11 protein-coding genes are annotated in these 14,270 nt (G+C 46.6%); 5 read left to right on the forward strand and 6 right to left on the reverse strand.

Annotated features, from left to right (window positions below):
- Positions 1–184: 184 nt before the first annotated feature.
- The 4 genes from QUB44_RS01740 to QUB44_RS01755 all read right to left on the reverse strand — a co-directional run bounded on the left by QUB44_RS01740 (position 185) and on the right by QUB44_RS01755 (position 4,796).
- A complete protein-coding gene (locus tag QUB44_RS01740) occupies positions 185–1,762 on the reverse strand; it encodes a polysaccharide biosynthesis/export family protein (protein WP_333362340.1) in 1,578 nt (525 codons plus the stop codon).
- 129 nt (positions 1,763–1,891) lie between these two features.
- On the reverse strand, positions 1,892–2,602 hold the full coding sequence (locus QUB44_RS01745) for a cyanoexosortase B system-associated protein (protein WP_333362343.1): 711 nt from the start codon (positions 2,600–2,602) through the stop codon (positions 1,892–1,894).
- A gap of 8 nt (positions 2,603–2,610) precedes the next feature.
- A complete protein-coding gene (gene crtB, locus QUB44_RS01750) occupies positions 2,611–3,486 on the reverse strand; it encodes a cyanoexosortase B (RefSeq protein WP_333158480.1) in 876 nt (291 codons plus the stop codon).
- Between the two features lie 149 nt (positions 3,487–3,635).
- On the reverse strand, positions 3,636–4,796 hold the full coding sequence (locus QUB44_RS01755) for a DegT/DnrJ/EryC1/StrS family aminotransferase (RefSeq protein ID WP_333362346.1): 1,161 nt from the start codon (positions 4,794–4,796) through the stop codon (positions 3,636–3,638).
- A 206-nt stretch (positions 4,797–5,002) separates the two neighbouring features.
- On the opposite strand from QUB44_RS01755, the gene QUB44_RS01760 reads away from it, so the two are divergent.
- From QUB44_RS01760 to QUB44_RS01775, 4 genes are all read left to right on the forward strand, one after another.
- Positions 5,003–6,040 carry an NADP(H)-dependent aldo-keto reductase gene (locus QUB44_RS01760; protein ID WP_333362349.1) on the forward strand — a complete coding sequence of 346 codons (1,038 nt, stop codon included), beginning with the start codon at positions 5,003–5,005 and terminating at the stop codon, positions 6,038–6,040.
- Between the two features lie 105 nt (positions 6,041–6,145).
- Positions 6,146–6,589 carry a hypothetical protein gene (locus QUB44_RS01765; protein ID WP_333141548.1) on the forward strand — a complete coding sequence of 148 codons (444 nt, stop codon included), beginning with the start codon at positions 6,146–6,148 and terminating at the stop codon, positions 6,587–6,589.
- Complete coding sequence (locus tag QUB44_RS01770; RefSeq protein WP_333362352.1) at positions 6,582–7,106, forward strand: hypothetical protein; 525 nt, start codon at positions 6,582–6,584, stop codon at positions 7,104–7,106. Before QUB44_RS01765 ends, QUB44_RS01770 begins: the two co-directional genes overlap by 8 nt.
- A 592-nt stretch (positions 7,107–7,698) precedes the next feature.
- A complete protein-coding gene (locus QUB44_RS01775) occupies positions 7,699–7,998 on the forward strand; it encodes a hypothetical protein (RefSeq protein WP_333362355.1) in 300 nt (99 codons plus the stop codon).
- Between the two features lie 210 nt (positions 7,999–8,208).
- On the opposite strand, the gene uvrB is transcribed toward QUB44_RS01775, so the two are convergent.
- Positions 8,209–10,221 carry an excinuclease ABC subunit UvrB gene (uvrB, locus tag QUB44_RS01780; protein WP_333158243.1) on the reverse strand — a complete coding sequence of 671 codons (2,013 nt, stop codon included), beginning with the start codon at positions 10,219–10,221 and terminating at the stop codon, positions 8,209–8,211.
- A gap of 180 nt (positions 10,222–10,401) precedes the next feature.
- On the opposite strand from uvrB, the gene QUB44_RS01785 reads away from it, so the two are divergent.
- Positions 10,402–10,884, forward strand: a complete 483-nt coding sequence (locus QUB44_RS01785; protein ID WP_333362358.1) for a hypothetical protein — start codon at positions 10,402–10,404, stop codon at positions 10,882–10,884.
- Positions 10,885–10,975: 91 nt separating this feature from the next.
- Here QUB44_RS01785 and urtA read toward each other — a convergent pair whose 3' ends face one another.
- Positions 10,976–13,900 (reverse strand): urea ABC transporter substrate-binding protein, encoded by a 2,925-nt coding sequence (gene urtA, locus QUB44_RS01790; protein ID WP_333362361.1) that lies wholly within the window; start codon positions 13,898–13,900, stop codon positions 10,976–10,978.
- Positions 13,901–14,270: the final 370 nt, after the last annotated feature.

The raw sequence follows: 14,270 nt of genomic DNA on the forward strand, positions 1-14,270 counted from the left end.
GATTTTAGATTTTAGATTTTAGATTTTAGATTGCTAAGTGTTAACGATAACTAATGATTGCGGACTAATTCTACAAATCCCCCAAAAACCTTAGAACTTTCGGTCGGTGATTAAAACCCATATCGCCTAAGTCATTCTCCATCTTAAATCTTAAATCTTAAATCTTAAATCTAAAATGGTATGACTACCTCTCATTACGTGATGGGCCAAACAAATCTGTTACCCCATTTCTCAACTGCTCAAAGAACAGAATAAATCCCAAAGTATCCCGGAATGGTCGAGTAAAAGTATTGATTACATAACCAATGCGCTCTACCAAATTCCTACCAATCACAATCACATCATTATCTTCGAGCATCGGGTTCTGAGAAACATTGCCCTCCAAAGCAGCTTTAGCATCTATCGAACGGTTGATTGCTCTACCTTGCTTTTCGTCGAACCGAATCAGGGCTATTTTTCGCAAGTCAGCAAGATTAACAGGCAAGTTGTTGAGAGCATCCAAAAACCGACTGCCATTTTCAACATAGAACGAGGTCAAACCACCACTAGCGTAACTCAAAACTCGAACGTAGATCCTGGGCTTAATCAAAGTAGACCGCGAAACCAGAGCTTTATCGTAGTCTAGGTTTTTGGTACTAGCGTCCAATTCCGGGATGACAATCACATCTCCCGATGCCAAAGGAAAATCGAACAAATCGTTACCGTTTGCTAGGGGAGTGTAGAGGTCGATTGGTTCCTCCACCGAGGAGCCGTCCATCAGCGTCCGCCGCACTCGCACCTCCCGCAAATCGGCTTTTCCCGTGACTCCCCCCGCAATCGCCAAAGCAGCCGAAATTCGACCAGAACCCGCAGGAAGCGTGTAAAAACCCGGTTTGCTGACTTCTCCGGTGACAGTGATTTGGACGGGGACAGCAGCAGCAGCGAGGCTGTACCTGGATGCCAAATCTCGATCGGAGTTGCGATCGGGCGTAACCTGTTTATACGGTACGACGATCGCATCTCCATCTTCCAAACGCAAATCCGGCGGAGCAATACCAGTTTGCAACGGTGTCAAAATATCAACAACTTGCTCCGCGACAGCACCTCCCGGCAGAGTCCGCCGCACCCGCACCGCCCGCAGTTCCGCCGTAGGATTAGTCCCAGCAGCAGCAGCCAGAGCCGCAGGAAGCTGGGGGGTTTGCAGCGGATAAAAACCCGGTCTGGCAACTTCCCCCGTCACCGTCACCACTACGGGGCGCTGAACCAGCAAAGCAGCCGAGACTTGAGGATTTTTGATAAATTGGCCAAAGCGCTCCCGGAGGCGCTGCTGTGATTCTTCGACAGTAAGGCCGCGCACATTTACTGTTCCGATTAGCGGCAGTACAATTACCCCTTCAGGGCTGATTGCACCCGTAAAACCTAGCTCTGGGAAGCGCTGAACTTGAACAGAAATCTGGTCTCCCGGGCCCAGGCGGTAGGGCCGATTCCGAAAAGCTGGGTTAATATCCCGGTTGAAATTCGCAGGCGGCGGTGGCGGTACAGGCAATGGCGGTGGCGCCACGAGTCGCTCGTCTCGTGGAACAACAGATTGAGCTAAAGCCGTTTCCGAAAAATTTTTGCTATTAAAACCCCAGAATACAGCAGCAAAAGATAGAGTCCAAGCCGTTGAATACAGACCTGCCAAGGAAAAAGCGAGGCGATTTTTAATAGTGGATTTTTCCCGCATTTTCAGAGGATTTAAAAAAGTAATATTTTGAATAATGACCTGACTGGTAAGTTTCATCTAAATATAGCGACAAGAAAAAACAATAAGATATTTTACGGGCGAGTTGAATCCGGATATTTACTAGGAAGCAGTTGATTTTGGCAACACCCGCCCACCCCCTAGGCTGATTTATTTGCACCTACCTGCTTACTCAAAGCGAAAAGTTTCTGTAATTAATTTAGCCTGGACACTTTCGGCAAGAGATTCCAGCAATGGTTGAGCTATCTTAATCTCGCCCTGCGGTTGAATGGGAAGGATGATACTGACAGCAACCCAAGAGGCGCGGCGGTTGGAGAGTCTAGCAATGCTGTCTTCCCAAAACCAGCGACTGGTTGCTGGAGAACCGCCGTTAGGCCAAGCGTACCACTGCACGACAGCAAAAGTTTGTTGGGGAGTCCAGCTTCGGAAAAACCTCGCCTCGACATTAGGCGGTGGCTGGCCGGGTATTGGTGCTAATTTAACTGTAAACCTCAAAGTACGATGAGAATCAGTTTGCCATCGGTGAAATCCATCGATATCTAGCCATTCCACTTGGGGCTGGTTTTTGGGGTAATTTTGAGGCAACAGCAATAAAATAGCAATTGTTTTATCCTTTTTAATTTCTTGAACGAACCATCTGTGAGTGCCAATTTGGACGTTATTCTGAACGGCTATAACCTGCCACCCAGGAATTTTTATCCCGTTTTGGCGCAAACTTCTTAATTGCTTGAGATTGGCAAGGGTTGGCGGGTTTGTCCAAGGCCATCTTCCGGTCACGTAGCCAGGAATTGCAACTGCCCCAACTAATACCAGCAAAAACACCAGTACCATAATTTTAGATAATTGATACCGCCGCAGTAGTTTCTGTGCTGAAATCATCTGTTTCATTAATTGCCAGACTGACTAGGGAAATACTTTTCCATCCCGTTGAGGATAAGTACCAATAATCCTAGTATACAAGCAGAATACAAATCTCCGCCCCATCCGGCGTGTAGCCAAGTAAAAAGCGCCTCTCTGTCGGTTCCGTGAAAGTAAGTTAGCAAAGTATTGCGAAAAATGTTGGACGTGATGCTAATAATGGATGTACTCACTAAAAACAAAAGGCTTTTTTTGCCCGAGTTCCAAACTCCCGTCCAATCCAGCAGAATTAAGCTGACGTAAAGACTGGTAAACAGCATTTTTAAGCCTGCACAGTGTGGAGCAACTTCTACAATGCGCTCGTTTACGTACAGATAAATTTCTTCCACTCTCACGTTGATACCAACCTTAATTAATATCCAGCCTGATGTTTCAGCAATGAATTGCTGTAAGGGCAAGGCGTAGGGTTCTATGAGGTAAGGAATGTGGTTCGGCGAGGCCAGAAATACGAACAAAAGCGGCATCGCCTGCAATTGTAAGCCGGGAATTCCTTTTAAAGATAAGCAAATGCTGGCGAGCATTATGGGGAGGGATAAATTTACTAAATCGCTCAAGCGACTCAGATAAAAAAGCGTAGCTAGTACCAGCAAAAAGCCTCCCAAAGGATGCGGTGAGTTGGGTAAGCTGCGCCAGCACTTTCGGTTCATCCAAGCAATATAAGCTGCGTAGGGCAAACCAATTAGTCCGTGGCTGAAATATTCGTGTTCGAGGCTGATGCTTTTGTTGAGCCAGCCGTCGTACCAGTGTACTAGCAGGGGGGCGTACAGCAGCACTAGGAGCGCCGTGATACCTTCCCCCAGGAGGTATCGCTTGAAAACAATGCGAAATTTGCGCTGGATGTGCATGGTTTGAGAAGTTTTAAGATTGCCGCGCTGGATTCGCAACGCTTTGGGGTTTTAAACTGTCAGTTAAAGATTTGTTAATTATCCACAAAAACGCTTTGATAACCGCACCCTACTGCTTGAAACACCTCTAGCATAAATTTTATGAACAATTAGCAATTCAATGATAGTACGATCGCCCGAACAACTTGCTCGATCTGAGTATTGCTCAATCCGGGATACATTGGCAATGATAAAATCTGTTCGCACAGGGTTTCTGCGTGGGGAAAGTCGCCGCGATTGCCTAAGTTTTGGTAGGCGGGTTGCAGGTGACAAGGTACGGGATAGTGTATACCTGTTTGAATGCCGTGTTGGGCGAGTTTTTCCTGAAGGGTGTTGCGGTCGATCCTCTTCGAGGGCTTCGCTAACGAGCTTTCCTCAGTAATTCGGATAACATAGAGGTGATAAATGTGACCCCTGCTGCTGTGGTTGGCGATGGGTACAATGCCTTTGTGTTTCAGGGGTTCTAATAGAGTATTGTAGTGTTGGGCGGCGGCGGTGCGATCGCGATTCCATTTTTCTAAATAAGGCAATTTAACATTGAGCACGGCGGCTTGCAAATTGTCGAGACGGCTGTTGCTACCGATTTCTGTATGCAAATATTTGCTGGGTGCTCCGTAATTGCGGAGAGTTCGCATTTTTTGTGCGAGCTCTGCATCATTAGTAATTAACATCCCGCCGTCGCCAAAAGAACCGAGGTTTTTGCTGGGGTAAAAGCTGAATGCTGCTGCTTTACCAATGGAACCTGCGCGGTATCCTTCTCTTTCGGCTAAGTGCGCTTGGGCGGCATCTTCAAATATGATTAAATCGTGGCGATTCGCAAAATCTAAAAGCTGCCGGGGCGATACCATTTGACCGTAGAGGTGTACGGGAATAATTGCTTTAGTTTTCGAGGTAACTGCTGTTTCGGCTGCTGTGAGGTCAATCAGGGCGGTTTCCGGGTCACAATCTACAAGAATAGGTATAGCTCTGGCTTGGAGAACGGCGATCGCAGTGGCGATAAAAGTGTTAGCGGGTATGATTATTTCGTCGCCCGGATTAATGCCGCAAGCTTGGAGTCCCAGAGCGATCGCATCTGTTCCGCAAGCCACTCCTACGCCGTATTTTACTCCTGAAGCTGCTGCAAATGCTGTTTCAAATTCGGCGAGTGCTTGGCCTAAAATAAAATCTCCTTGCTCGATAATTTTTCCAATTGTTTCTGTTATTTGATATTGGATTGGTTGGTGTTGCAGGGAGAGGTTGACAAATGGAACTTTTGGCGGGCGACTACTCATACATCAGAGGAATACTAATTATTTATATTAACATTTAAGTGCGGATATCTTTTATTTTTTTTTAACCGCAGAGCGCGCAGAGGGCGCAGAGGGCGCAGAGGAAAAGAGGAAGAGAGGAGAAAGCCGATCGCACTTTTCTGGAGCTGTCAGTTAAATCAAACTTTTTCTGTAATATAGAATCAGATAATTTTCCAGCAATCAAACTCATGGAATACAAAAAACTAGGCGACAGTGACTTATCAGTATCTGAAATCTGTTTGGGTACGATGACTTATGGCCAGCAGAACACCGTTGCAGAAGCGGCCCAACAGCTCGATTTTGCGATCGATAGAGGCATCAACTTTATCGATACGGCCGAAATGTATCCTGTCCCTGGAAAGGCGGAAACTCAGGGAAAAACAGAGGAATATATCGGCGATTGGTTGGCGAAACAGCAGCGGGATAAAGTCATTATAGCGACTAAAGTAGCGGGGAGAAGCACTCGATTAAAGTGGATTCGGGAAGGGAAAAATCAGATCGATCGCCCAAATGTCGAAAAAGCCCTGAATGACAGCCTGAAGCGCTTGCAAACTGACTACATCGACCTGTATCAGATCCACTGGCCCGATCGCTACGTGCCCTTATTTGGCGCGCCGGATTACGACATCGCCCAAGAACACGAAACAGTACCGATTTTGGAACAGTTAGAGGTATTTACTGACTTAATTAAAGCTGGGAAAATCCGCTATTTTGGTTTGAGCAACGAGACGCCTTGGGGTGTTTGCGAGTTTTGCAATTTGGCCGAAAAACACGGTTTGCCGAAAGTTGTTTCGATTCAAAATGCTTTCAGTTTGAGCAATCGGACATTTCACCTAAATTTAGCAGAAACTTGCCGCTTTAAGAATGTGGGATTGATGGCTTATAGTCCTTTGGGATTTGGGCTGTTAACGGGTAAATACTTGAATGGAATACCGGAAAATTCGCGGCTGGCTTTATTTGCGGGATTTGGTCAGCGTTACGATAAAACTAATCTGAATGATGCGGTGAAAGCGTATGTTGAAATTGCGGGTAAACATGGGATAAGTCCGGCGCAGATGGCTTTGGCGTATGTGCGATCGCGCTGGTTTGTAACTAGCACTATTATCGGTGCAACAAGCCTCGAACAGTTGGAGGAAAATATCGCTAGTTTGGAGGTGAATTTGGATAAGGATATCATAGCAGAAATCGATGCGGTGCACGCTAAGTATCCGAATCCGACACCCTAAGTTTATTAGTAGGTTGGGTTGAGGTAACGAACCCTACGTTTCACTTCGCCCAACTTACCACTTTTCTAATATCATGTATGTTGTCCAAATCAATAAAATAGAGAAGTGGCAGAAATTGTCGAACAGTTTATAATAGATTCAAGCAGAGAAGTTGGGAGCGGTTGTGAATGGACAGGTAGCGGAACCGAACCGCAGTGGAACAATTCTAAATCAATGAAAGCCTACGATCATATTGCTCGCCATCATGGGCCTAAACTGAAAGCCAACAGATTGATCGGAAGAGCAGCAAGCACTAACGATGACCAAGGACAATGGCTAAATGCGGAGGATTGGATCGTAGCCGAGCAATTAGTACCCAAATATCGAGGAGAATACATTATTGATTTTCATCGTCCTATAGGTAGAGTTTACCATCCCGATCTAAGGATAACTCAAAACGTCACTCGCGCTTTTATTCAAAGGGATTTTGATGGAACTCTCAATAGTGGTTATCCTATAGCTGAGGGTGTCAGTCTGCGACAATTAAATAGGAGTAGCAGCCATGAATAGCAGTCATAAATTTAATTTTCAACTAGCAGAACGTTTCTTAGAAGACTGGGCAGATCCTCCAGAAGATCCATTAGGGGAGCTTTCTGATTTTGAAATGGGATGGCGATGTTTCTGCTTTGAACACAACCATAAAGTTTTTATAGAAATAGGTGACGCTCAAAAAGAGGTATTTTTAGATCCCGATATTTGTATGATGATTGAAAGTAACTTTCCCAAAGAAATTGCTAAGCTATCACAAGGTCAAAAAATAGTAATAACTTTTTCTGAGAGTTGGTTTATTATTACGTTGCTACCTACGGACGATCGCATTAGCTGTACTTTGAGCAAGTTTGGAACTTCCTGCTGGGAAAAGCATTTTGAGTTCGATCGCACTCACGTATTAGATGTGCTCAGAGGTTTTCTTCAGGAAGTGATGCAGCTAGCTGTAGATAAGGGTTACATCACGCTGGAAGAGAAGGATGAGTTTATTAGTCCGGCTTTTGCTAGCAGTACGGATGCTGTGGTATTAGGCAAGTAGTTGGTTTGGGTGGTGTGAAGGGCGATCGACCTTTTTTAATATAATGACGGACAAGTTTCAATCCCTAATAAATATTTAGGTTAACTGCATTTTTAAAAGTTCCGTCCCACATCTTGCTAAATGTATCGGTTTCAATCCCTAATAGAGATTTAGGTTAATTGCCACTTAAAAACGCAACCAGTTGCGCTTTTAACAGAGAATAAAGCTGCTTCAATCCCTAATCGGGATTTAGGTTAATTGTGGCTATGCAGGATTTAACGCTAAATACCCGCTTTGCGGTTTCCCTTATTAATTAAGTTAATTAATACCTAATACCTCACATTCAATTAGTATCTTATTTCCTCTCCTGTTTCGTTTTTCTCTATCCCGTTCTGCTTTCTTGGTAACACAGGAGCGAGAAAAAAAACAATAACTTATCCTAAACTTTTGATTGACTACTAGCCAGCTAATGTGCTAATAATAAATAAAGAACGTCCTTACTACTTGGAGGTGTTAGGGACGCTCTATTCAAACCATGAATTCTAGAACGGTAGCATTGAACTGCATTAAGCCGTTCTCAGGATTCAGGATGTTATTTAATTTATGCAAAACAATGATACCACAGAATCAGGCGCGATCGCTACTCGAAAAGCTGCTCGATCATCCTCATGGTTGGGAGATAGCCCGTATGGTTTATGGATCGCACCCAAACAGTCAAGAGCTTACACCATCGGATATTCAGCGCGATCTGCAAAAACTCAAAGACAGAGTGACTACCTTAGAACGCTTACACTCTGAGGATGAGGATCGGAAAGATAAAAATCTTGGATGGGAGTACGAGTCAGATTCCTGGGATAACAATGTTCATCAAAAGCAGACTCCTTGGAACGCGAATATGCAGCAGATAGACTAGGAATCTAATAGAAAGTACGATCGCCCTTCCCCTCCAAAAAATAGGACAATGGTAAAGGGCGATCGCACTTCACCTAAATGCTTAATACGATCGCACTTTTTCCTGTTTTTCCTGCAAAAAGTCTGCAAAGTCGCAGACTTCAGCAATTCATCAGCGTTAATCTGCGTGCATCTGCGGTTAAAAACTCCCCTCCATTCCCGGACAAAAAGCTTAATGTCCCAATAGCTTATCCCGCAAATGCTTAATCCGATCGCGCAATTTACCCGCCTCCTCAAACTCCAACTTCTTCGCCGCCGCCTTCATCTGCGCTTCCAACCGCCCGATTAACTGAGGAATCTCATCCAAAGATAACTCATTTACCTGTTCGTAAACCTCCTCCAACTGCTGAGAATTCAGCTTGCGCGACACATCCAAAAATGCCAAAATCGCATTACTCGATCGCTTTTTCGCGATCGGCTGCGGCGTAATCCCGTGCATCTTATTGTACGCTAGCTGAATCCCCCGGCGTCGATCCGTTTCGTCGATCGCCTTAACCATACTATCCGTCAAATTATCCGCGTACAAAATAGCCTGTCCCTGAACGTGCCGCGCCGCCCTTCCAATCGTTTGAATCAACGAACGTCCCGATCGCAAAAACCCCTCTTTATCCGCATCCAAAATTACCACCAGCGAAACTTCCGGCAAATCCAAACCTTCCCGCAGCAAGTTAACACCAATCAATACATCAAACTTACCATCCTGCAAATCTTGGATAATTTCGATGCGTTGAATCGACTGAATTTCCGAGTGCAAATACCGCACTCTAATAGCCCTTTCCTGCAAATACTCGGTTAAATCTTCCGCCATCCGCTTGGTTAAAGTCGTCACCAAAACTCGCTCGTCCCGACTTACTCTCTCCTTGATTTCCCCCAACAAATCATCAATTTGTCCTTCCGTCGGGCGCACGAAAATAGTGGGATCTATTACTCCTGTAGGGCGAATTACTTGCTCTGCAACTCTGCCTTCAGATATCTCCATTTCCCAATCCCCAGGCGTAGCAGAAACAAAGATGCACTGATTCTCTTTTGCCCAAAATTCCTCTGCTTTTAAAGGGCGGTTATCTGCCGCGCTGGGCAAGCGGAAACCGTGTTCAATTAATACTTTTTTCCGCGCTTGGTCGCCGTTGTACATCCCCCGAATTTGTGGCACTGTGACGTGAGATTCATCTATCACCAACATCCAATCTTTCGGGAAATAATCAATCAAACATTCTGGCGGTTCCCCCGCATTTCTCCCTGCTAAATGCCGCGAATAATTCTCGACTCCGTTGCAGTAACCTACCTCGCGTAGCATTTCCAAATCGTAGCGAGTGCGCTGTTCCAACCGCTGAGCTTCTAAGAGTTTACCCTGTTTTTCAAATTCTGCCAGTCGGTCTTCTAATTCGAGTTCTATTCCTTGGCAAGCAGCCTCTAATTTATCTTCTGCGGTGACAAAGTGGCGCGCTGGATAGATATTTAAAGCCGTTGAACTTTGCAGGATTTTACCTGTTACGGGGTCAACATAGCGAATGGCATCGATTTCATCCCCGAAGAATTCAACGCGAATAATTCTATCTTCATAAGCGGGGCCGATTTCCAAAACATCGCCTTTGACGCGAAATTTGCCTCTGCCTAAATCTATGTCGTTGCGGCTGTATTGGACGTTGACTAAATCTCGCAAAACTTGCCGCTGGTTTACTTCCATTCCTACTCGCAAAGGAATAGCAGCTTTCAGGTATTCTGCAGGCATTCCCAAACCGTAGATGCAGCTAATTGAAGCAACTACAATTACGTCGCGGCGTTCAAAGAGCGATCGCGTGGCGGAGTGCCGCAGCATATCTATCTCGTCGTTAATTGCTGCTGTTTTCTCAATGAAAGTATCGGTGACGGCGATGTATGCTTCAGGTTGGTAGTAGTCGTAATAACTGACAAAGTATTCGACTGCATTGTTCGGGAAAAAATTTCGCAGTTCGTTGCACAGTTGGGCGGCCAGGGTTTTGTTGTGTGCTAGAACTAAGGTGGGTCTGCCGATTTTTTCAATCACCGAGGCAATGGAGAAGGTTTTACCCGTACCTGTGGCACCGAGTAAGGTTTGAAATCGATCCCCGGCTTCGATGCCTTTGACGAGTTGGGCGATCGCTAGCGGTTGGTCGCCTGTGGGCTGGAAGGGCGCTTGCAATTGAAAAGATGCTGCCGCAGTTACCATAGGAAAATGTAGCTATTACCCATAAATCTTAACAAAAATGCAGAGATTCTGCAATTTCGTTAAAAAAATAGTTAGACTTTGTAATATTATTTTAATCATCGGCCGAAATAGCAAGCAGAAAGCCCACAAAAGCAGTTGTCCGAACCCAGCAATCAACAGCAATACGCGAGGAAAAGAATTATGGATACGAGCAACACAGGCACAGGCAAAGGCAAAGCCATCGCCCGCCGCGGCAAAGGCAGTTCCAAAACCCAAGCGACAGAACCCACGGATGCCAAAGCAACAGGAATTCAGCTTTATCGGCCTCAACTCATGCATGACAACCGCCCCGTCGGCCCTGACGATTTTACCATCAGCGAGACCGTCTCGATATCGGGGAACCGCCCGATCGGCACTAGCACCCTGCACCTCAGCGAAACCTACGGCATTGTAGGCAATCGCCCAGTCGAATCCAGCGACTTTGAAGTGGTTGGTACACTCGGCAATCGCCCGATCGGCTCCAGCGCCATGCAAGTCAGCGAAATGTTCAGTATGTCTGGTGCCCGCCCTATTGGCATGAGCACTCTGCACATTGATGAAGTTTACTCCACAATGGGAGGAAACCGCCCCATTGCCTCAAACGAAATTGACGATAGCTCGGCATTAATGGGCTTCTTAGATTAATTAGTCAGTTGTTAGTTGTTAGTTGTTAGTTGTCATCTGCTACCAATAACTAATAACTAATAACTAATAACCACTGCCAACAGTCAACTAACTACTTCCCGATACCCTGATATTTACTCAATAAAGCAGCAAAGCGCTTGTAATCCACAGGCTTCCTCAAATACTCCGCCGCTCCCAATTCCAAACCCTGATTTTGGTCATCCAAAAAAGTTATCATAATCACCGGAATATCAGCCAAATCCGGATCGGCTTTCAAGGTAGACAGCACTGCCCAGCCGTCCATACTCGGCATCATCACGTCCAGAATAATTGCGTCCGGCAGCAACTCCTTAGCCAACAGTAGCCCCCCTTGACCGCTAGCCGACGATCGCACCCGAAATCCATCTTTCGACAAGCAGCGGGTCATCAAATCCCGCGCGTCTGGATCGTCGTCAATCACCAGCACAGTAGCAGCATCAGGCAGATCCAGCGGTTGCGATCGCACTGCTTTTTGCTTCGCTTCAGTCGTCGCTACACTCGTTTCTAACTCCTCGCAAGACTTCGGCTGCATTTGTGCGATTTCTCGATCGTCCGGTGCTTCTTTCGGGTTTGTAACCGCAATCGGCAACCGGATCGTAAAACTAGAACCGCAATCAAATTCGCTCTCAACCGTAATGTCCCCACCCATCATCTGGCAAAACTTCCGGCTAATTGTCAGCCCCAAACCGGTGCCGCCATACCTGCGGGTAGTAGAATCGTCCGCTTGAGTGAAAGCTCCGAACAACCTCGACACCTGATCTTCAGTCATTCCGATGCCGGTATCTGTGACTTGAAAAACGATCAAAGGCTGTTGACACCTAGAAGGATCTGCCGAGAGTTCTTCGGAGTTGCCGATCGGCAAAACCTTCCCTTCTTCCTTCCAAACATTAATCGTAATTTTGCCTTGATCGGTAAACTTAGCAGCATTGCTCGCCAAATTTAATAGCGCTTGCCGCAGCTTCGACGAATCGGAGTAGATCGTGCCAATATTGCGATCGCAATTGACGATCAAAGTATTGCCATTTTTCCCTAGCATTGGTTGAACAGTAGTGACAACCTCCTCGATCAAATTCCACACCTCAAAAGTCTCCAAAAAAAGAGTCACCTTTCCTGCTTCAATTTTAGAAATATCCAGGATGTCACTAATAATGGTGAGCAACTGCTTGCCTGCCATATTAATGCTTGCCAAATCCATCACAAACTCTTCTTCGCCGAGTTCCAGAGCCTCTTCTTGCAGCAGCTCGCTATACCCGATAATCGCATTCAAAGGCGTCCGCAACTCGTGAGTCATATTTGCCAAAAAAGTGCTTTTCGCCCGGTTGGCAGCTTCGGCAGCATTCTTAGCAACTTCCAATTCCTCCGATCGTTCCTCTAGCTGTCGCTGCCGCACTTCCAAACCCTTGAGCAAACTGCTGATTTGCTGAGCCATTGTATTGAGAGTAGAAGATAGCACCCCGATCGCGTCATTAGAAACCACCGGCGATCGAGCGGTCAAATCACCGCTGGCCATCTGTTCGGCAGTTTCCCGCAGCAAGCCGAGATTCCGAATAATTGCTGACACCGACACAAAAGCCACTATCCCGGCGATCAAACTCAAACCCAAAGCCCCCATCAGCCAGTGCTGAGTGCGGCTCGCCACCCAGAGAGTTTGCTGCACCAGCACCGCCATTGCTGCCTCAGAAACCCCCGCCGGAGCTGAGGCAGCCTCTATTGCCAGCAAATAGTTCTTCATCTCTACAGAACCCATCCACCCGACTCCCACCGCCATCCAAGTTATCAGTACCAAGATGACAAACAGCCCGCTCAAAGACGCCCGAGTTCCCAGAGAAATCCCCCTCGTAGCAAGTGCCGCCGCCCAGGGATAGCCCTTGAGAAAAGGATCTGGCGGAACCGGTGCGCCGGAATTCCAAATCTCCTCAATTTGACCGTCCACCCTCACCTTGCCAATCCGCACTGTTTTCCAAATATGCTGAGTTTGGTCATCTATTTTTACCTTGCCCGAAGGCGCTGCCAACTCAATATTTTTAGCAGCCGCCCTGACTTTAACCACATTTGTCGAACCCGCTTTTTCTACTGCTTGCTTCCACAGGTAAACGCCCAAATAAGCTGCTTCGATCGGGTCATCCGTGACTCGATTTTCCCCGTATCGGGCTTTATAAGCCTTGACAAATTTACGATTTTCCGGTGTATCCACCGTTTGAAAATAGTTCCAAACCACCAAATGTCCAGCAATATTGGATGGCCCGATCGCCCGCACTTCCTCTTCTGCTACGCTGACCGACATCACGGGCAAATCCTCGGGTTTCACGCCAGCTTCCCGCAACTTTTGGAAAAAAGCCACATTGCTGTCGCCGTTGAGAGTGTTGAGAATAGCATCCGGTTTCACTGCTAAGATATGTGCGATCGCCTCGCCCACATCCCTCGAACCCAGCGGCAGATAAACTTCCCCCGCCAACTCTCCCCCCAGTGCCGCCAATTGAGCTTTCACAATCCGATTTGCCGTCCGAGGAAAGATATAGTCCGAACCCAACAAAAAAATTTTCCGCTTCCCCTGTGCCAGCAAATAATTCACCCCAGGCACAATCTGTTGGTTCGGGGCAGCACCAGTGTAGAAAATATTCGGACACTGTTCTAGCCCTTCATACTGCACCGGATAGAACAGCAACCCGCTGCCGTGATCGAAAGCCGGCTGTACAGCTTTGCGGCTCGCCGAAGTCCAACAGCCAAATACCACTGCCACCTGCGCTTCTAGGAGCAATTGCTTAGCTTTTTGAGCAAAAGTTTGCAAATCGCTGGCTCCATCTTCTATAACCGCTTCCAAGGGGCGTCCGAGCACCCCTCCCGCGGCATTAATTTCCTCAACAGCCAACAGCGTCGCATCTTTAACTGAAATTTCGCTGATGGACATCGTGCCCGTCAGGGAATGCAAAACGCCTATTTTGATCGGCTCACGAGTCGGGCCGGCTGCTTCGAGAGGGTTACTGCTCCTTGCTCCCATAGGGTTTTAGATAATTTTTACCGAAAAATGGGGTTTAAAGCCCCGCACTTAAGTGCGGCTTTTATCTAGGAGTTTCCTTGATAAAAAGTGCTGAGGTTTCATGTAATCATATCATGATAGTAAGAAAAGCAAAGCTAAAAAATGGAACGAAAGACCAATACTGTGCACTTTATGAAGCCATCCGAACAGGCGAGTTCATTAGAAACAAAGCTGTCAGATTTTGGATGGACAACGCAGATGTTAGTAAAGCCATCTTGTACACACTCTGCAAAGATATTATTGCCGGCATAGCGCTTTCGTGAAAAAGCTCTATTCAGCCGCCCGTCAAGCCAGTGCGGAACGCGCTTGGGCTTCTATATCTAGCTTCTAT

The sequence above is a fragment of the Microcoleus sp. AT3-D2 genome (assembly GCF_036705715.1).
GTDB lineage: Bacteria > Cyanobacteriota > Cyanobacteriia > Cyanobacteriales > Microcoleaceae > Microcoleus.

Excerpts from the sequence above, each read along its gene's own strand:
- QUB44_RS01740 (WP_333362340.1), bottom strand. The coding sequence starts at position 1,762 with ATGAAACTTACCAGTCAGGTCATTATTCAAAATATTACTTTTTTAAAT.
- QUB44_RS01745 (WP_333362343.1), bottom strand. The coding sequence starts at position 2,602 with ATGATTTCAGCACAGAAACTACTGCGGCGGTATCAATTATCTAAAATT.
- crtB (WP_333158480.1), bottom strand. The coding sequence starts at position 3,486 with ATGCACATCCAGCGCAAATTTCGCATTGTTTTCAAGCGATACCTCCTG.
- QUB44_RS01755 (WP_333362346.1), bottom strand. The coding sequence starts at position 4,796 with ATGAGTAGTCGCCCGCCAAAAGTTCCATTTGTCAACCTCTCCCTGCAA.
- QUB44_RS01760 (WP_333362349.1), top strand. The coding sequence starts at position 5,003 with ATGGAATACAAAAAACTAGGCGACAGTGACTTATCAGTATCTGAAATC.
- QUB44_RS01770 (WP_333362352.1), top strand. The coding sequence starts at position 6,582 with ATGAATAGCAGTCATAAATTTAATTTTCAACTAGCAGAACGTTTCTTA.
- QUB44_RS01775 (WP_333362355.1), top strand. The coding sequence starts at position 7,699 with ATGATACCACAGAATCAGGCGCGATCGCTACTCGAAAAGCTGCTCGAT.
- uvrB (WP_333158243.1), bottom strand. The coding sequence starts at position 10,221 with ATGGTAACTGCGGCAGCATCTTTTCAATTGCAAGCGCCCTTCCAGCCC.
- QUB44_RS01785 (WP_333362358.1), top strand. The coding sequence starts at position 10,402 with ATGGATACGAGCAACACAGGCACAGGCAAAGGCAAAGCCATCGCCCGC.
- urtA (WP_333362361.1), bottom strand. The coding sequence starts at position 13,900 with ATGGGAGCAAGGAGCAGTAACCCTCTCGAAGCAGCCGGCCCGACTCGT.